The 18,111-nt window shown below is 67.1% G+C and carries 13 protein-coding genes; 7 read left to right on the top strand and 6 right to left on the bottom strand.

Annotated features, from left to right (window positions below):
• The first annotated feature begins 138 nt into the window (after positions 1-138).
• Positions 139-1,143 (top strand): restriction endonuclease, encoded by a 1,005-nt coding sequence (locus FHT08_RS15990; RefSeq protein ID WP_208409074.1) that lies wholly within the window; start codon positions 139-141, stop codon positions 1,141-1,143.
• A gap of 39 nt (positions 1,144-1,182) precedes the next feature.
• On the opposite strand, the gene hutC is transcribed toward FHT08_RS15990, so the two are convergent.
• On the bottom strand, positions 1,183-1,956 hold the full coding sequence (gene hutC / locus FHT08_RS15985) for a histidine utilization repressor (RefSeq protein WP_166775711.1): 774 nt from the start codon (positions 1,954-1,956) through the stop codon (positions 1,183-1,185).
• A gap of 4 nt (positions 1,957-1,960) precedes the next feature.
• Positions 1,961-3,331 (bottom strand): formimidoylglutamate deiminase, encoded by a 1,371-nt coding sequence (locus FHT08_RS15980; RefSeq protein WP_166775709.1) that lies wholly within the window; start codon positions 3,329-3,331, stop codon positions 1,961-1,963.
• Positions 3,332-3,391: 60 nt separating this feature from the next.
• On the opposite strand from FHT08_RS15980, the gene hutI reads away from it, so the two are divergent.
• From hutI to hutU, 5 genes are read left to right on the top strand one after another with little or no spacing between them, the layout of a single operon-like run.
• Complete coding sequence (gene hutI / locus FHT08_RS15975; RefSeq protein ID WP_166775707.1) at positions 3,392-4,597, top strand: imidazolonepropionase; 1,206 nt, start codon at positions 3,392-3,394, stop codon at positions 4,595-4,597.
• Positions 4,598-4,610: 13 nt separating this feature from the next.
• Positions 4,611-6,152, top strand: a complete 1,542-nt coding sequence (hutH, locus tag FHT08_RS15970) for a histidine ammonia-lyase (protein ID WP_166775705.1) — start codon at positions 4,611-4,613, stop codon at positions 6,150-6,152.
• Positions 6,149-6,388, top strand: coding sequence for a hypothetical protein (locus tag FHT08_RS15965; RefSeq protein ID WP_166775703.1), 240 nt, complete (start codon positions 6,149-6,151; stop codon positions 6,386-6,388). Before hutH ends, FHT08_RS15965 begins: the two co-directional genes overlap by 4 nt.
• Entirely contained in the window at positions 6,385-7,245 is an 861-nt protein-coding gene (gene hutG, locus FHT08_RS15960; protein ID WP_166775701.1) for an N-formylglutamate deformylase, read from the top strand. The genes FHT08_RS15965 and hutG overlap by 4 nt, the downstream gene beginning before the upstream one ends.
• A 16-nt stretch (positions 7,246-7,261) precedes the next feature.
• Entirely contained in the window at positions 7,262-8,929 is a 1,668-nt protein-coding gene (gene hutU, locus FHT08_RS15955) for a urocanate hydratase (RefSeq protein ID WP_166775699.1), read from the top strand.
• A gap of 150 nt (positions 8,930-9,079) precedes the next feature.
• Here the strand turns inward: hutU and FHT08_RS15950 are convergent, their stop codons facing one another.
• A complete protein-coding gene (locus tag FHT08_RS15950) occupies positions 9,080-10,372 on the bottom strand; it encodes a hypothetical protein (RefSeq protein ID WP_243849057.1) in 1,293 nt (430 codons plus the stop codon).
• Between FHT08_RS15950 and FHT08_RS15945 the strand changes: the two genes are divergently transcribed.
• The gene (locus FHT08_RS15945) at positions 10,365-11,093 is read left to right on the top strand and encodes a hypothetical protein (RefSeq protein ID WP_104605518.1); all 729 of its coding nucleotides are present in this window, start codon (positions 10,365-10,367) and stop codon (positions 11,091-11,093) included. The genes FHT08_RS15950 and FHT08_RS15945 overlap by 8 nt on opposite strands.
• A 227-nt stretch (positions 11,094-11,320) precedes the next feature.
• Here FHT08_RS15945 and FHT08_RS15940 read toward each other — a convergent pair whose 3' ends face one another.
• The 3 genes from FHT08_RS15940 to mtnA form a co-directional block, all read right to left on the bottom strand.
• Positions 11,321-13,798: a membrane-bound PQQ-dependent dehydrogenase, glucose/quinate/shikimate family gene (locus FHT08_RS15940; protein ID WP_166775698.1), complete on the bottom strand. Its 2,478-nt coding sequence runs from the start codon at positions 13,796-13,798 to the stop codon at positions 11,321-11,323.
• Between the two features lie 194 nt (positions 13,799-13,992).
• On the bottom strand, positions 13,993-16,704 hold the full coding sequence (gene gyrA, locus FHT08_RS15935; protein ID WP_166775695.1) for a DNA gyrase subunit A: 2,712 nt from the start codon (positions 16,702-16,704) through the stop codon (positions 13,993-13,995).
• Positions 16,705-16,913: 209 nt separating this feature from the next.
• Positions 16,914-17,978 (bottom strand): S-methyl-5-thioribose-1-phosphate isomerase, encoded by a 1,065-nt coding sequence (gene mtnA / locus FHT08_RS15930; protein WP_166775693.1) that lies wholly within the window; start codon positions 17,976-17,978, stop codon positions 16,914-16,916.
• Positions 17,979-18,111 lie beyond the last annotated feature (133 nt).

Below are 18,111 nucleotides of genomic sequence, written 5' to 3'. Positions count from 1 at the left end.
CTCACGGCTTCGGACTGGCGGGTCTTTCGCTATCTGGATCACAGCTCGTGCCATCGCCGCCCGCGATCCATTGACGGACCTGCCGCGAAAGATTCTTCTAGGCGTACCGCTCCGTCACACGTGCCATACCTTCGCTTGATGCTCATGCCTTCCTGGATTGTGGCGCTTGTGGCTTTCCTGCTGCTCTGGCTGGGGGTGTGCGCCTATGTGTGGCTGGTGCGCCGCCGCGCCGACGAAACCAGTGAAGGCGTGCGTGCGCTGGCGGCAATGCACTGGCGCGACTTTTCCGCCGTGGTGCTGCGCGTGCTGCAGGATCAGCGCGGCTGGCAACCCACCCAGGCGCCCCAGGACGGCCTGCCGACGGCTGACTTCATGATGCAGACCGAGCAAGGCACGCGCCTGGTGGCCTGCAAGCACGGGCGTGGCTACCGCATCGGCGTGGCAGCGGTGAACGAATTGGGCGCGATGGCGCGACTGGCCGGCGCAGGTGGCGGCGTGATGGTGACCGAGGGGCGCATGCAACGCGAAGGGTTGGCAGCCGCCGAAAAACAGTCCATCGAAGTGCTGGATGGCGTGCGCCTGTGGCCCTTGCTCAAACCGTATCTGCCGGGCGATGTGGAAACCGGCGTGGTCGGCATGGCGCGCCGTCGCGCGATCCTTCACAGCCTCATTGCCGGTGCAGCACTGGCGACCCTGGCGCTGGCTGCGGGGCTAGCCTTGCAACCGACAGAGCCGCCTGCGCCCACGCAGCAAGCAGCGGGGGTGGCTGCTCCACGCGTTGCCGCAGCGGTCGCTGCGCCACCTTCACCGCAGGGCACAGGCTCGCCGCAGGCAGCGCCGCCATCAGCCGCGTTGCCTGCACCGACACCACTGACAGCCGGCGCCGAACCGGATGCGGCGACCATGCAGGGCTATCAGCGCGAGGTGTCCAAGACACTGGCACAGACACCCGGTCTGGTGCGCGGTATCTGGATCACCCAGGCGACGCTGGCGGTCGATCGCTCGGTTGACGATGCGGCGGCGTGGCCGTTGATCTGCCGCGAACTGCAGCGCTACCCATACCTGCGCACCGTGCGTGTGCAGCTCAATCCGCGCCCCGGCGTGGACGAACCGGTACGCTGGCGGCAGTGCACGACGATCTGATCCGCGCATCGAGCCATACGCTGCCCGTCCCGCCTGGGATCAGCGCACTCCCGGCGCGAAGCGCGCCACCAGGTCGTAGGATCCGCCCAGGAACAGTTGACGCACGTAAGTGACCGGCTGATCTCCGCGCCAGGTGTGGCGATCGATGACCAGACATGCCGCGCCATCGTCCACCTGCAGGCGTGCCGCTTGTGCGGCATCCGCATTGACGGCGCTGATGCGGTGCTCGGCGCGGGTCCATGGCACGTTGCGCAACAACCAACTGCCCGGCGCCACGTCGGTGAACGCCTGCAGCAATGCCTCGGGCACGGTGGTGGTGTCGATCACCCGCTGCTCCAGCGCAAACGGACGGCCGTCTGCCAGGTGCACGCTTTCCAGCGCCAGCACCTTGCCGCTGCTGCCCAGGGCACGCTCCTGCGGCACGCGCAGGCGCAGGTTGCGCAGTCGGCGCGACAACAGCGAGAACCGGTAGAGGTGACCGCGCGCGGTCATTTCGACTTCGATGTCGGGAATCGACAACGCGACCTGCTCCAGATGCGGATGCGGCCGCGCCACGAACGAGCCGGTGCGACGCCGGCGTTCGATCATGCCGGCATCGGCGAGCAGGCCGAGCACCTTGTTCACGGTCATGCGCGAGCAGCCGTATTGCGTCATCAGTTCATGCTCGGGCGGCACACGATGACCGGGCGGCCAATCGCCACTGTGGATGCGGCGCTCCAGATCCTGCCGGATGCGTTGATGCAGGGTGCCGGGCGCGGCGGTGGGGGTGGCGGTCAAAACAGGTCTCCGGTCAGACCCGCATTGTGCGCGCATCCGTTCAACTGCTCAGCAGCGATCGCAGGACACCGGCAAAACGGGCGGCAATCCGCGCGCGATCCACATGGCGTCCATCGCGCACCACCGCTTGCCCGGCGCGCCAGACGGTGCGCACCGCACCGCCGCGCGCGGCGAACAGCCAACTATCCAGCAGCGCATCGTCGCTGCGCGCCAGCAGCGCCGCATGGGTCGGGTCCAGTTCGAGCAGGTCGGCCGATGCACCCACACGGATGCCGCAGTGGGAAACGCCCAACGCCTGCGCCGCGCCCTCGCCGGCCTGCTCGAACAACCAACGTCCGCTGGAGGCGCCCGCCCGCGCCAGCACATTGCGCGCCTGCAGTCGCAGACGCTGGCCGTATTCGAGCAAGCGCAGTTCTTCGGCCGCGTCGATCAACACATTCGAATCCGAGCCCACGCCAAAGCGCCCGCCCGCGGCGGCAAATGCCTGCATCGGGAACAGGCCGTCGCCCAGATTCGCCTCGGTGATCGGGCACAGCCCGACCACCGCGCCGCTGTCGACGATGGCCTGCAGCTCGCGCGCGTCCACATGCGTGGCATGCACCAGGCACCAGCGCGCATCCACCGGCGCGTTGGCGTGCAGCCACTGCACCGGGCGCTGGCCCGACCAGGCCAGGCAGGCCTCGACCTCGCGCTGCTGCTCGGCGATATGGATGTGGATCGGGCCATCGGTGAGCGGCACCAACGCAGCCAGCTGCTCCGGCGTGACTGCGCGCAGGCTATGCGGCGCCAGTCCGAGCACGGCATCCGGCAATACCTCGAGGCTGCGCGTGCAGTCGTCCAGCAACCGCGCAAAACCGTCGATGTCGTGAATCAGACGTCGCTGCGCTGCACTGGGCGCGACGCCACCGAAATCCGAATGCGCATAGAACACCGGCAACAGCGTCAGCCCGATGCCGGTGTTGGCGGCGGCAGCGGCGATGCGTCCGGACATTTCGCCGGCCTGCGCATACGCCGTGCCGCCGGGACTGTGGTGCAGGTAATGGAATTCGCCGACGCGGGTGAAGCCGCCTTCGAGCATCTCCACATAGGCCTGTTCGGCGATTGCCTGCAGGCTGTCCGGATCGAGCCGGTCGACGAAGCGGTACATCAACTCGCGCCAGCTCCAGAAACTGTCGCCGCTGCGCCCGCCCACTTCGCTCAGGCCGGCCATGCCGCGCTGGAACGCGTGGCTGTGCAGGTTGCCCAGCCCAGGCAGCAGCAGCTCGACCCGGCTGTCGTCGGCAGCGGGCGTGGTGGCAGTCTGTACCGACGCGATACGCCCCTGCGCCAGCGTGATCCGCACATCGCCAGCCCAGCCATCGGGCAAGAGAGCCCGCGCTGCCCACAACGCCTGCACCTGTTGGTCTGCCACTGGACACCCTCGATTGCCGGTTCTATTGTATATACATATCAGACACCATGAGCCTGCGCCATGCATTGCGACGTCCTCTGGCACAACGCACAGCTGATGACCCTGGACGCGGTCGATGGTGGCCTGGGCATCGTGGACGATGGCGTTGTGGCCTGCCAGGACGGCCGCATCACCTATGCCGGCCCGGCCGCGCAGGCCCCGGCGCTGAAGCCGGGCACCGCGCACGATTGCCGGCGCCGCTGGATCAGCCCCGGCCTGATCGATTGCCATACCCATCTGGTGTACGCAGGCAATCGCGCCAACGAATTCGAGCAACGCCTGCGCGGTGCCAGTTATGCCGAGATTGCCGCAGCCGGCGGCGGCATCGTGGCCACGGTGCGCGCCACCCGCGCTGCCGACGACGCAGCGCTGCTGGCCGCCAGCCTGCCGCGCCTGGACGCCATGCTCGCCGAAGGCGTGACCACGCTGGAAATCAAATCCGGCTACGGGCTGACGCTGGAGGACGAAACCAAGCAGCTGCGCGTGGCACGTCGGCTCGCTGCGCTGCGCAAGGTCGAAGTGGTGCCAACCTTCCTCGGCGCGCATGCGGTGCCGCCGGGCGGGGATGCGCAAACCTACATCGACGCGGTCTGCACGCAGATGATTCCGGCGATTGCCGCGCAAGGCCTTGCCGAGGCGGTGGACGTGTTCTGCGAGCATCTGGCGTTCTCGCCCGCGCAGGCCGAACAGGTCTTCCGCGCCGCGCAGGCACACGGCCTGGACATCAAGATCCATGCCGAGCAACTGAGCAACCAGCATGGCGCACAACTGGCTGCACGCCATGGCGCGTTGTCGGCCGATCACATCGAATACCTGGATGACGCCGGGATTGCCGCAATGGCCGGCGCCGGCACCGTCGCGGTGCTGTTGCCGGGCGCGTTCTATTTCACCCGCGACACCCAGCTGCCGCCGATCGCGGCGTTGCGCGCCGCCGGCGTGCCGCTGGCCCTGGCCACCGACTGCAATCCGGGCACCTCGCCGCTGACCAGCCCGCTGCTGGCGATGAACATGGCCGCCACGCTGTTCCGCATGACCGTGGACGAATGCATCGCCGGTTTCACCCGCGAAGCCGCACGCGCACTCGGGCGCGGCGAGCGACTCGGCCGGCTGCGCGCCGGCCTGCACTGCGACCTGGCGATCTGGGACATCGATGCGCCGGCCGACCTGGTCTACCGCATGGGCTTCAACCCTCTTCATGCCCGCGTCTGGCGCGGGCATTCCTGCTGAATCCGGAGTTGTCATGAGTGCATCTATTGTCTTGCAGCCCGGCCAGGTCACGCTGGCGCAGTGGCGTGCGCTGTATCGCGGCGCCGACGTCGTGCTGGACGACGCCTGCGCGGCCGCGGTGCTGCGCAGCGCGCAGACGGTGGAGGCCATCGTGGCGCGCGGCGAGCCGGTGTATGGCGTCAATACCGGCTTCGGCAAGCTGGCCAGCGTGCGCATCGAGCGCGAAGACCTGCAGACCCTGCAGCGCAATATCGTGCTCTCGCACGCCGCCGGCGTCGGCGAGCCCACGCCGGTGCCAGTGGTGCGGCTGATGATGGCGCTCAAGCTCACCAGCCTGGCCCAGGGCGCCTCCGGCGTGCAGCCGCAGACGCTGGCATTGCTGGACGCGATGCTGCGCCTGGGCATCACGCCGGTGGTGCCGTGCCAGGGCTCGGTCGGTGCCTCCGGCGATCTGGCACCGCTGTCGCACCTGGCCGCGGTGATGATCGGCGTCGGCGAAGCCTTCGTCGGTGGGCGACGCCTGCCTGCGGCCGACGCGCTGGCGCAGGCGCAGCTGCAGCCGCGCGTGCTGGGCGCCAAGGAAGGCCTGGCGCTGCTCAACGGCACCCAGTTCTCCACCGCCTGCGCATTGGCCGGCCTGTTCGAGATCGAAACCGTGCTGCAGGCCGCGCTGGTCACCGGCGCGCTGTCGGTGGAAGCGGCCAAGGGCTCGGACACGCCGTTCGATGCGCGCATCCATGCCTTGCGCGGCCAACCAGGGCAGATCGCCACCGCTGCGGCACTGCGCGCGCTGATGGCCGATTCGAGCATCCGCGAATCGCATCGGCTCGGCGATGTGCGCGTGCAGGATCCGTACTGCCTGCGCTGCCAGCCGCAGGTGATCGGCGCGGCGCTGGACATCATGCGTCAGGCCGCACGCACCCTGGAGATCGAAGCCAATGGCGTCTCGGATAATCCGCTGGTGTTCAGCGATACCGGCGAGGCCTTGTCCGGCGGCAACTTCCACGCCGAGCCGGTGGCCTTCGCGGCCGACATGCTGGCGATGGCGGTCTGCGAAATCGGCTCGATCAGCGAACGCCGCACTGCGATGCTGGTCGACCCGGCCTTGTCGGGCCTGCCGGCATTCCTCACCCCGCGCCCGGGCCTGAATTCCGGTTTCATGATTCCGCAGGTCACCGCTGCGGCGCTGGTGTCGGAAAACAAGCAACGCGCGTATCCGGCCAGTGTCGATTCGATCCCCACCTCCGCCAATCAGGAAGATCATGTGTCGATGGCCGCGCACGGCGCGCGGCGTTTGCTGGCGATGGCGGAGAACGCCGCGCACGTGATCGGCATCGAGCTGCTGGCGGCCGTGCAAGGCTGCGACTTCCATGCGCCGCTGCGCTCCAGCGCCGCGCTGGAAGCCGCACGCGCCCTGCTGCGCGCGCAGGTGCCGACGCTGCAGGACGACCGCTATTTCCATCCCGACATGCTGGCGGCCAGTGCGTTGGTGCGCTCGGGCGCGCTCGCGCAGGCGGTCGCCATTGCCTTGCCGGGCGTGGAGCAGCACGCATGACGCCACACATCGCAGCTGCTGGAATGATCTCGGCAAAGTGGGGTTCGCACGTGCAAGGTTTTGCGTCACTGCCGAGCGCGCATCTGCGCGACGACCATGCACTGCGGGCGATATGCGCGCGCGCATTGCTTGCGCGTCAGGCCGTGGTGCGCGCTTGCGCGCCGCGCGCCGAGCGGATGCAGGCGCGACATCGTCGCGTCTTGACGATCGCACCAGCACAAGGCGCACCGCGATGAGCGCCCTGCCCTGGCTCGAGATCCACCGCGGCGATGCGCCGCTGATCCTCAGCTTCCCGCATACAGGCACCGAGCTGCCCGAGGAGATGGTCGACCAGTTCGTCTCGCCCTGGCTGGCACGCCGCGATGCCGATTGGTGGGTGCATCAGCTGTACGACTTCGCGCAATCGCTGGGCGCTACCACCGTGCGCACCGCCATCTCGCGCTCGGTGATCGACGTCAACCGCGACCCCAGCGGGGCGTCGCTGTATCCCGGCCAGAACACCACCGGCCTGTGTCCGCTGACCACCTTCGACAATCAGCCGCTGTATGCCGACGGCGCCGAACCCGACCAAGCGCAGATCGCCTGGCGCCGCACGCAGTGGTTCGACCCCTATCACGCTGCGCTCGCTGCCGAGATCGCGCGCCTGCGCACGCAGCACGCCAGCATCGTGGTCTACGACGCGCATTCGATCCGCTCGCATATTCCGCACCTGTTCGATGGCGAGCTGCCGCAGTTCAACATCGGCAGCAACGACGAGCGCAGTTGCGATCCCGCACTGGCCGACGCCGTGGAGCAGCTGTGCCGCAGCAGCGGCTCGAGCACCGTGCGCAACGGGCGCTTCAAGGGCGGCTGGATCACCCGCCATTACGCGCAGCCCGGGCATGGCGTGCATACGCTGCAGATGGAGCTGGCCTGCCGCGGCTATATGCGCGAGCCGGACACCATCACCCCGCAGACCTGGCCCACGCCCTGGCTGCCCGCACATGCGGTCGCACTGCGCGCGGTGCTGCGCCACGTCCTGCTGACCTGCCTGCAGTTTGCGAACGCTACCGCGCACTCCTCCGCCACCACGCCGCCTGCGGCGCACCGTTGATTGCAAGGAAACCGGCATGACCCGTCACGATGCAACCCGCGTCATCCGCGCCGCCACCGGCACCATGCTCACCGCAAAAAGCTGGCTCACCGAAGCGCCGCTGCGCATGCTGATGAACAATCTGGACCCGGACGTGGCCGAGCGCCCGCAGGAACTGGTGGTCTACGGCGGCATCGGCCGCGCCGCGCGCGACTGGGAGTCCTTCGATGCGATCGTCGCCGCGCTCACCCGCCTGGACGACGACCAGACCCTGCTGGTGCAATCCGGCAAGCCGGTCGGGGTGTTCCGCACGCATGCCGATGCGCCGCGCGTGCTGATCGCCAACTCCAACCTGGTGCCGCGCTGGGCCAGTTGGGAGCATTTCAACGAACTCGATCGCAAGGGTCTGGCGATGTACGGCCAGATGACCGCCGGCAGCTGGATCTACATCGGCGCGCAGGGCATCGTGCAAGGCACCTATGAAACCTTCGTGGAGATGGGCCGCCAGCATTACGGCGGCAGCCTGGCCGGCAAGTGGCTGTTCACCGGTGGCCTGGGCGGCATGGGCGGCGCGCAGCCGCTGGCCGCGGTGATGGCCGGTGCCTCGTGCCTGGCGGTGGAATGCCGCCGTTCCAGCATCGACATGCGCCTGCGCACCGGCTACCTGGACACCTGGACCGACGACCTGGACGAAGCGCTGCGCCTGATCGAGCAATCGTGCACGGCAAAGAAACCGCTGTCGGTCGGCCTGCTCGGCAATGTCGCCGACGTGCTAGACGAACTGCTGCTACGCGGGGTCAAGCCGGACCTGCTGACCGACCAGACCTCCGCGCACGACCCGATCAACGGCTACCTGCCGCAGGGCTGGACGGTGGAGGAATGGGACGCCAGGCGCGTGTCCGTACCGACGGAGGTGGAAGCGGCCGCGCGCGACTCGATGGCCAACCACATCCGCGCCATGCTCACCTTCCACGCACTCGGCGTGCCCACCGTGGATTACGGCAACAACCTGCGCCAGATGGCACTGGAAGCAGGCGTCGACAACGCGTTCGACTTCCCCGGCTTCGTGCCCGCCTACATCCGGCCGCTGTTCTGTCGCGGTATCGGCCCGTTCCGCTGGGTCGCGCTCAGTGGCGACCCGGACGACATCGCCAAGACCGATGCCAAGGTCAAGGAGCTCATTCCCGACGATGCGCATCTGCATCGCTGGCTGGACATGGCTGCCGAAAAGATCGCCTTCCAGGGCCTGCCTGCGCGGATCTGCTGGGTCGGTCTGGGCGACCGCCATCGGCTCGGCCTGGCCTTCAATGCGATGGTGCGCAGCGGTGAATTGAAGGCGCCGGTGGTGATCGGCCGCGATCATCTGGATTCGGGCAGCGTCGCCTCGCCCAACCGCGAAACCGAAGCCATGGCCGACGGCTCGGATGCGGTCTCCGACTGGCCGCTGCTCAACGCCCTGCTCAACACCGCCTCGGGCGCCACCTGGGTATCGCTGCATCACGGCGGCGGCGTCGGCATGGGCTTCTCGCAGCACGCCGGCATGGTCCTCGTCTGCGATGGCAGCGAGGCGGCCGACCGACGCCTGGAGCGCGTGCTCTGGAACGACCCGGCCACCGGCGTGATGCGCCACGCCGATGCCGGCTACGCCATCGCCACCGACTGTGCGAAGGAAAAAGGCCTGGATTTGCCCGGCATTCTCGGCTGAGGATTTTCGGCCCCGGTTGTTTCGCCGACCGCGTGCACGCCGCACGCGGTCGGCACGCAGCACGCGGAGATCACCGGTTGTGAGCGCACCATCCGCAGCAGGCGACGACGATCCGCTGCGTTTTGCCGGCGGCTTCCAGCTCCATCAGGTCTACTTGCAGGCCGATGCAGCAGCGGCCAGCAATGCGTTGTCATCGAGCACCGGTGCCGCACCGCTTGCTGGATAGGCCGCTGCGATCGCCTTCGCCGCGCGATCGGCGTCCGCCTGGATATACCACTGCGACGACGGCGGCAGCGAACGCCCGCGCACTGCCTGCTCGAATCGATACTGTCCCCAGTAGATCGCCAACGGCTCTTCCAGCGCGTTGAGCGGGTTACGCAAGGTGGCCGCACCCGGACACAGCCGCACGAAGTTGGCAGCGAGCATGCGTTTGCGCGCCAAGGGCTGCCCCGCAGACAGGTAGTGACTCAATTCATGCAACACGATCGGCGCCCAGTCCATCGAGGCCGTGCCGGCACGCGCATCATGCTGCGAATACAGCAGCATGGTGCGTCCACGCACCTTGGCCTGGGTGGTGTCCGGCTCCGGCCACCAGACGAATCTTGCCTGGAACACCGCAGGCTCCGGCACCGCAAAGAACGCCCGCATCTGCGCTGCCAACCGCGAGACGGCGGGGTTGGACAGTTCTTCGCCCAGCTCGCGCGCCTGTTGCTCGAAGCGCGGTGCAACGGCGACCAGGCGCCTGGCGCGCGGAACGAAGCGGGCAAAGTACGCGTGCAACATCCCCTGATCGTCTGCCGACTGCTCGGCAATGGCGGCGTCCGCTGAGGCCTCGAATCCCGCATCCCCGAGGAAATGCCGGGAGAAAGGATCCACCTCACGAGTGGCATCTGGCGCAAACACACGGTCGAGCACCTCCAGATCGTCGTCCTTTGCCAGCCCCGAGGTGCGCCGACGGAAAGCTGCGTAGGCCACAAGGGCTGCACGATCGGCCGGGTCCAGCCCGCCATGGGTTTCGAAATAGCTGCGATAGACGGGCGCCGTATAGCCCGGCAACCAGTCCGACAGGTTATCCAGCAGGTTGAACAGATCCGTGGCCTCGCTGTAACCCACCTGCACGGATGCCGATGACGGCATGGCTGCAACGGCATGCGCGGTGGCGCACATCACGACGCAGATCAGTCCGGCTGAGCGGACGCGCCGCAGTGTTGGCGGCCAGCGATCGATCCATCTGCGCATGCAAGGCTCCGGGCTGGCGAGTGCGCTGATTCGAGCATGCTGGGATAACGCCCGCCACGTGCCTTTGGTCAGGGGCGCGAGAGCTTCCGGCTTTAGGTTGCAAGCGAGGACATCGTTGCCGGTCACATTCCCGACGATTGCCCTCAAGTCCGCCGCGTGCAAGCCGACAAGGTATGCAACGTTTCGAGGAATCTCCATGGGCATCTTGATCTACCTGGTGCCTGCATTCGCGCTCTGGGCGCTGATTGCCACCGTGCTGGCGTTCGTGCGTGGCCGGCAGCTGCGCGCCGAATCAGGCCAGCTCGCCAGCACCCAGGACAGCCTTGCCCGCTACCAGGCCGCGCTCTCGCAGGCGAAGGCGCGTGCGGCCGCCAGCGTGCTGGAGCTGGAATCGCTGCAACGCAGCTACACCGTCCTCAAGCAATCGCTGGAGCAGCAGGAACAGACGGCCGCCGAACAGGCGCCGGCTGCCGACAGCCAGGTGATTCCGATGGTGATGGTGCAGCGGCTGGATATCGCCAACGAGATCGGCACATTGTTTGCGCACGTCGCACGGGTGGCACGCAGCCTTCGCCGCTACAGCGCCTACAGCCGCGGCCACACTGCGCCGGAACCGGCCACTGCCCGTTACGACCTGCACTGGCTGGCCGATTGCCTGCACAGCTTCGACCAGATCGGCTATGCCTTGTTGCGCGGCAACGTCGCGGCGCTGATCACCGCCTGCCAGGACCTGCTGTCGATGTACGACCACTATCTGAAGGACGGGTCCGGCTACAACAGCCGCGATACCTTCCAGCGCCTGAGCAGCGATGTGCCGCTGTCGGATGCCACCGATGCCATCCGCTCGATCATCGTCAAGGCCACGTTGGCGCAGGATGTGCGGGATGCGGTGATGGAGGATGCGGCTGCGGCTAACGTTGGGTGAGTCGGGAATCGGGAATCGGGAATCGGGAATCGGGAATCGTAAGAGCGTGGGTGCGGGGTTCTGTTGGGTCAACAGGTAGATGCATGCTGTTTGACCGCTTCCCGATGAAGCGACTGCTGTGATGCGATTGCCCATGAAAAAAGCGCACCGCTTGCGGTGCGCTTTTTCGTTTCAGGCCTCGGGGATGGCCGACAACCCTCAGCTTGCTGGTTTGATCGCTGCGTTCATCACGGTGCCTGCTGCGGCAGCGCGTAGGCCACCACAGCATCGCCAGCGGGCGTTTCCATGAAGTGGTGGCCGCCGGCCATGATCACCAGGTACTCGCGGCCGCCGTAGGCGTAGACCATCGGGTTGGCCTGGCCGCCGGCCGGCAGCTTGGCGTGCCACAGTTCCTTGCCGGTGGCCAGATCGATGGCGCGGATCAGGTCGTCGGTGGCTGCGGCAATGAAGATCAATCCGCCGGCCGTCACCACCGAACCGCCGTTGTTGGGCGTGCCGATCTCGATCGGCAGACCCGAGCGGATGCCGAACGGACCATTGCCGCGTGCGCTGCCGAACGGGCGGTCCCATAGCGTCTTGCCGCTGGCCAGATCGATCGCACGGATGCCGCCATACGGCGGCTGCTTGCACAGCAGCTTGGTGAACGGCAGGCGCCAGCCGGCGTTGACGTTGATCGCATACGGCGTACCGGCCTGCGGATCGCCCGCGCCTTCTGCGCCACCGGCATCGCCGCGCACTTCATCGCGCGGCGCCCAGCCCAGTTTGTCGGCCTTGGCGCGCGGCACCAGCAGGTTGTAGTTGGGCATGTCGTTGTAGTTGGCCACGATCACGCCGCGACGCGGATCCACCGACACGCTGCCCCAGTCTGAACCGCCGTTGTAGCCGGGATACTCGATCGAATGGCGGTCGGCTTCCGGCGGCGTGTAGATGCCCTTGTAGCTGGCCTTGCGGAACTGGATGCGGCACACCAGCTGATCGATCGGCGTCATCCCCCACATGTCGCGCTCGGTCAGATCCGGCTTGCGCAGCGTGTGGTACAGCGAAAATGGCTGGGTCTTGGCACGCATCTGCGGCTCCACGCCACCGCCTGGCACCGCGCGTTCTTCCACGCCCACCAGCGGCTTGCCGGTACGCCGATCCAGCACGTACAACTCGCCCTGCTTGCTCGGCAACAACACCGCCGGCACGTTGACGCCGTCCTTGGGGAAGTCGATCAGGCTCGGCTGCGAGCCCAGGTCGTAATCCCAGGCATCGATATGCGTGGTCTGGAAATTCCACACCGGCTTGCCGGTGGTGACATCCAGCGCCACCAGCGAGGTCGCATAGCGATTCTCCTGCGGCGTGCGCGAGCTGCTCCAGTAATCGGCGGTGGAGTTGCCCATCGGCAGATACACATAGCCCAGCTGTTCGTCGGCCGCGGCGGTGGTCCACATGTTCGGCGTGCCACGCGTCCAGGTCTGGCCCGGCGGCGGCGCGCCGTTCCAGTCCGGATGGGTCATGTCCCAGGCCCAGCGCAATTGGCCGGTCACCGCATCGAAGCCTTCGATCACACCGGACGGCTCGTAACGCTTCTGCCCGTCCAGCACCTGATGGCCGGTGACCACTACCCCACGCACGATGGCGGGCGGCGAATTGATCGACACATAGCCCGGCGGTGTCTGCCCCATGCCGACGGTGATGTCGACCTGGCCATCGTTGCCGAAATCCGTGCACGGCTTGCCGCTACGCGCATCCAGCGCGATCAGGCGGCCATCCAGCGTGCCTTCGATGATGCGCGTGCGGCACAGCGGCGCCGCATCCGCTGCCACCGCTGCGGCGGCGTCGTTGGCTGCCGCCGGCACCTGGTAGTACGACACACCACGGCAGGCGGCCGTATACGGAATCGCCTCGTCCTTGACCTTGGGATCGTAGCGCCAACGCTCCTTGCCACTTGCGGCATCCAGCGCGATCACCTGATTGCGTGCAGTGCACAGATACAGGCTGTCGCCTACCTTCAGCGGCGTGGTCTCCGCACCCCAGCGCTTGCTCGGCAGGTCGCCGGTGTGGAAGACCCAGGCCTGCTCCAATTGCGCAACGTTGTCGCGATTGATCTGCTGCAACGGCGAATAGCGCTGCCCGGCCTGGCTGCGTCCATACGCGGCCCAGTCGTCGTCGGCAGGCGCATTGCCCGGCTGCCCGTCGGAGGCGGCCGGCGCTGCAGACGCGCTGCGCTTGACCAGGCTCGCGGCCATGCCGGCGGCATGTGCCAGCGCGCCATCGGCCTCGGTCACCCCAAACGGTACGAAGGCCAGCGCGAAGGCCAACACGAACACCGCTGCCAAGGCGCCGGCCACGCTGCGCGATACCGCACGCGACACCGGGCGCTCCAGTTTCGGCAGCAGCAGCGCCAGCACAAACGCCAGGCCGACGATCAAGCCCAGCCGCGGCACCCAACGCCAGTAGTCGCTGCCCGATTCCCACCACGTCCACAGCAACGTCGCCGCCACCACTGCAGCAAACCACCACGCGCCCGCATTGCGACCGCGAAACAGCAATACGCCGGAGATCAGCAAGGCCGCGCCCGCAGGCGCGTAATACCAGGAGCCGCCCAGCGCGGCCAGCCACACGCCGCCTGCCAGCAGCACGGCGCCCAGCACTCCAATCACGCCTCCCAACGTCGCCAGCGCCCAATGGCCGCGACGGGAAGGACGATGCAATGTCGTCATCAGTTGTTCCTCTTCGATCTGCGGCGACGCAGCGCCGCCGCACCGCCCACAACCTTCGACCCGCTGCGGTGAAAACACCGCGTTCTTTGCGACCGCCGTCGACAAACACTGCGTTGCAGATGTCACCGCGTGCAACAAAAAACGCCGGCTGTGCGCCGGCGTTTTTCGTCAACTGCGTTGCTCGCCAGATGCGATCACGCGTCGGTCGGTGGCAGCTCGCCGGTGCTTGCTGCCGGTGCAGCCGCTGCATCGTCCAGCACGTCCTCGGCCTCATCCAGCGAGGCGTCCAGGCGTTCGACCGCCTGCAACTTTTCGCCCTTGGACAGGCGGATCAAGGTCACGCCCTGGGTATTGCGACCCACGCGCGAGATCTCCGAACCGCGGGTACGCACCAGCGTACCGCCATCGGAAATCAGCAGCACTTCGTCGGTGGCGCCCAGCAGCACCGCACGCACCAGCTTGCCGTTGCGCTCGGTGGTCTGGATGCCGATCACGCCCTGCGTACCGCGGCCCTTGCGCGGGTACTCGGTCAGCGGGGTGCGCTTGCCGTAGCCGTTTTCGGTGGCGGTGAGGATGTAGGCCATGTCGTCGCTCTCGGCAACGTCGATCACCTCCGCCTCGACACCATCCGTGCTCTCCACCACGTCCTCGACACCGTCGTCCTCGACATCGCCCTCGATGCCGCCGGCACGCTCGGCCACGATCAGGCTGACCACCTCTTCGCCCTTGGTCAGACGGATGCCGCGCACGCCGGTGGCGGTACGGCCCATCGAACGCACGGTGGATTCGCCGAAACGCACGGTCTTGCCGTTGGAGGCGAACAACAACACGTCGCGATCGCCATCGGTCAAGGCAACACCCACCAGCGCATCGCCCTCATCGAGGTTGATTGCGATCTTGCCGCGTGCCAGGCGGAACGCGAATTCGCTTAGCGGGGTCTTCTTGACCGTGCCGTTGCGCGTGGCGAAGAACACATAGCGGTTGTCGGCGTACTCGCGCACCGGCAGCACCGCCTGCACACGCTCGCCGGGGTCCAGCGGAATCCAGTTGATGATCGGACGGCCACGCGCATTGGAGCCGGCTTCCGGCAACTGGTACACCGGCAGCCAGAACACCTTGCCGCTGCTGGTGAAGGTCAACAGCGTGTCGTGCGTGTTGACCAGCCACAGCTGATCGATGAAATCCTCTTCCTTGGTCGCCGCCGCAGACCGGCCACGGCCACCCCGGCGCTGCGCACGATACGCGCTCACCGGCTGGCGCTTGGCATAGCCGGCATGCGAGAGCGTCACCACCACGTCTTCCGGCGAAATCAGGTCCAGGATGTCCAGATCTTCTTCGCTGTGACGGATCTCGGTGCGGCGTTCGTCGCCGTACTCTTCGCGGATATTGATCAGCTCGTCGCGGATCACCTGCAGCAGCACGTCGGGGTTTTCCAGGATGCGGATCAGGCCCTGGATGACCTCGAGCAACTGCTTGTACTCGTCGGTCAGCTTTTCCTGCTCCAACCCGGTCAGGCGATGCAGGCGCATTTCCAGGATCTGCGAGGCCTGCACTTCACTGAGCTGATAGAAGCCGTTGGCCAGGCCCACGCCCGGGGCCAGATCTTCCGGCTTGGAGGCTTCGGCACCGGCGGCGCCCAGCAGTGCTCCGACCAGACCCGGTTCCCAGGTCTTGGCCAGCATGCGCTCGCGCGCTTCCTGCGGGTTGGCCGAGGTCTTGATCAGCTCGATCATCTCGTCGATGTTGGCCAACGCGACGGTCAGGCCTTCCAGCACGTGCGCACGTGCACGCGCCTTGCGCAGCTCAAAGATGGTGCGGCGGGTCACCACTTCGCGGCGGTGGCGGATGAACGCCTGCAGCATCTGCTTGAGGTTCATCAACTGCGGGCGGCCGTCGATCAGCGCCACCATGTTGATGCCGAACACCGACTCCATCTGGGTCTGTTGATACAGGTTGTTGAGCACAACCTCGGCCGACTCGCCGCGCTTGACCTCGATGTAGATGCGCATGCCGTCCTTGTCGGACTCGTCGCGCAGCTCGCTGATGCCTTCGAGCTTCTTTTCCTTGACCAGCTCGGCGATCTTCTCGATCAGCCGCGCCTTGTTCACCTGGTACGGAATCTCGGTGACGATGATCGCTTCACGGCCGTTGTCGGCCACTTCCACATCGGCCTTGGCGCGCATGCGCACGCGGCCACGGCCGGTGCGGTAACCGGCAGCGATGCCGGCGGTGCCGTTGATGATGCCGGCGGTGGGGAAATCCGGGCCGGGGATGAATTCCATCAGGCCTTCGACATCCAGCTCCGGCGTGTCGATCAAGGCGATGCAGGCGTTGATGGCCTCGGTCAGATTGTGTGGCGGGATATTGGTGGCCATGCCCACCGCGATACCGGCCGAGCCATTGACCAGCAGGCTCGGGAACCGGGTCGGCATGACCGTCGGCTCCTGTTCCTTCTCGTCGTAATTGGGCTGGAAATCGACGGTTTCCTTGTCGATGTCGGCCATCAGCTCATGCGCCAGCCGCGACATGCGCGACTCGGTGTAACGCATCGCTGCGGCGGAGTCGCCATCGACCGAACCGAAGTTACCCTGGCCGTCCACCATCATGTAGCGCAGCGAGAACGGCTGCGCCATGCGCACCAGCGTGTCGTACACCGACTGGTCGCCGTGCGGGTGGTACTTACCGATGACGTCGCCGACGATACGCGCCGACTTGAAGTAGGCCTTGTTGCTGTGTGCGCCCAGCTCGTGCATGGCGTACAGGACGCGACGGTGCACGGGTTTGAGGCCATCACGGGCATCGGGGAGTGCGCGGCCCACGATCACGCTCATCGCGTAATCGAGATAGCTCTTGCGCATCTCGTCTTCCAGATTGACCTGGATGATTTCCTTGGCGGTTTCTGCCATTCGGGTTCCGTAAGTGAGGTGGCGGGCGAGCCGGAAAGCTACGTTAGGGGCGCCCTGACGACAGGCTGCCGACCCCACGCTCCCGCCGATCGATTCAAGCGTCGGATTGTATCACGAAGGGGCACCACGATGCCGCCGGTTTACCGGCCAGAAACAAGCACTTGCAGGATTTTGGCGGGGCGATGCGGCGATAGCGCGCCGCTCTGGCCTCAGCCGCCGAACGCCGCCTGCATGCGCGCCAGGTCCGGCTGCGCGATCACCCCGCGTTCGGTGACGATCGCATCGATCAGGCTGCCGGGGGTGACATCGAACACCGGATTCCAGGCATTGATGCCATCGGCCACCGTGCGCACGCCGCCGACCCCGAACAATTCGCCCGGGTCGCGCTGCTCGATCTCGATCTGATCGCCGCTGGCGGTGTCCATGTCCACCGTGGACGACGGTGCCACCACCATGAACTTGACGCCGTGGTGGCGCGCGGCGATCGCCAGCTGGTAGGTGCCGATCTTGTTGGCGGTATCGCCGTTGGCACAGATGCGGTCGGCACCAACGATGACCCACTGCACCAGCCCGGACTTCATCAGATGCGCGGCGGCCGAATCGGCGATCAGGGTCGCGTCGATGCCGTCCTGCTGCAGCTCCCACACGGTCAGGCGCGCGCCCTGCAACCACGGCCGGGTCTCGCCGGCAAACACCTTGGCGATGCGTTGCTGCGCCATGCCGGCACGGATCACGCCCAGCGCGGTGCCGAAGCCGGCGGTAGCCAGCGAACCGGTATTGCAGTGGGTCAGCACGCCGCTGCCGGTCTCGATCAACGACGCACCCAGCGCGCCCATATGCCGGTTGGCCGCCAGGTCTTCGTCGGCGATGGCCTGCGCCTGGCGCGCGATCACCTCGCGCCAGTCGGCACCGGCAGCGCCGAGCACGCGACGCATGCGCATCAGCGCCCAGGCCAGGTTGACCGCGGTCGGACGCGCGGCATTGAGCCGCAACAGCGCCGGCTCGAGTTTCTGCAAGGCCGCACCGCCGTCGTCGGCAGCGATGTCGCGCGCCGCCAGCACCACGCCCCACCCGGCCGCAATGCCGATCGCCGGCGCGCCGCGCACGGCCAGCGAATGGATCGCCTCGGCCACCGCGTCGCTGGTGTCGCAACGCACGTGCTCGACCACGAAGGGCAGCTTGCGTTGGTCGAGCAGTTCCAGGGCATCGCCAGTCCACAGCAGCGGGCGGATATGGTCGTAGCGGGCGTAATCGATATGGGCGCTGTCGTTCATCCGGACATTGTAAGGCGCCCAGGCAGCCCAGTCAGTGGCCGCATCGCTCGGCCCGCTGGCGATGTCGCAAACCGAACTGGTCGAGTGCGCGGTGCCCGCACCGCGCCAGAGTTGGCCGGCCGCTTCTTGAAAG

Source organism: Xanthomonas sp. CFBP 8151 (assembly GCF_011761885.1).
GTDB classification, from domain to species: Bacteria; Pseudomonadota; Gammaproteobacteria; order Xanthomonadales; family Xanthomonadaceae; genus Xanthomonas; species Xanthomonas arboricola_B.
This window is presented reverse-complemented; position numbering and strand designations above follow the sequence as displayed.

Excerpts from the sequence above, each read along its gene's own strand:
- FHT08_RS15965 (WP_166775703.1), top strand. The coding sequence starts at position 6,149 with ATGACGCCACACATCGCAGCTGCTGGAATGATCTCGGCAAAGTGGGGT.
- mtnA (WP_166775693.1), bottom strand. The coding sequence starts at position 17,978 with ATGAACGACAGCGCCCATATCGATTACGCCCGCTACGACCATATCCGC.
- hutI (WP_166775707.1), top strand. The coding sequence starts at position 3,392 with ATGCATTGCGACGTCCTCTGGCACAACGCACAGCTGATGACCCTGGAC.
- FHT08_RS15990 (WP_208409074.1), top strand. The coding sequence starts at position 139 with ATGCTCATGCCTTCCTGGATTGTGGCGCTTGTGGCTTTCCTGCTGCTC.
- FHT08_RS15945 (WP_104605518.1), top strand. The coding sequence starts at position 10,365 with ATGGGCATCTTGATCTACCTGGTGCCTGCATTCGCGCTCTGGGCGCTG.
- hutG (WP_166775701.1), top strand. The coding sequence starts at position 6,385 with ATGAGCGCCCTGCCCTGGCTCGAGATCCACCGCGGCGATGCGCCGCTG.
- FHT08_RS15940 (WP_166775698.1), bottom strand. The coding sequence starts at position 13,798 with ATGACGACATTGCATCGTCCTTCCCGTCGCGGCCATTGGGCGCTGGCG.
- gyrA (WP_166775695.1), bottom strand. The coding sequence starts at position 16,704 with ATGGCAGAAACCGCCAAGGAAATCATCCAGGTCAATCTGGAAGACGAG.
- FHT08_RS15950 (WP_243849057.1), bottom strand. The coding sequence starts at position 10,372 with ATGCCCATGGAGATTCCTCGAAACGTTGCATACCTTGTCGGCTTGCAC.
- hutC (WP_166775711.1), bottom strand. The coding sequence starts at position 1,956 with ATGCGCGCACAATGCGGGTCTGACCGGAGACCTGTTTTGACCGCCACC.
- hutH (WP_166775705.1), top strand. The coding sequence starts at position 4,611 with ATGAGTGCATCTATTGTCTTGCAGCCCGGCCAGGTCACGCTGGCGCAG.
- hutU (WP_166775699.1), top strand. The coding sequence starts at position 7,262 with ATGACCCGTCACGATGCAACCCGCGTCATCCGCGCCGCCACCGGCACC.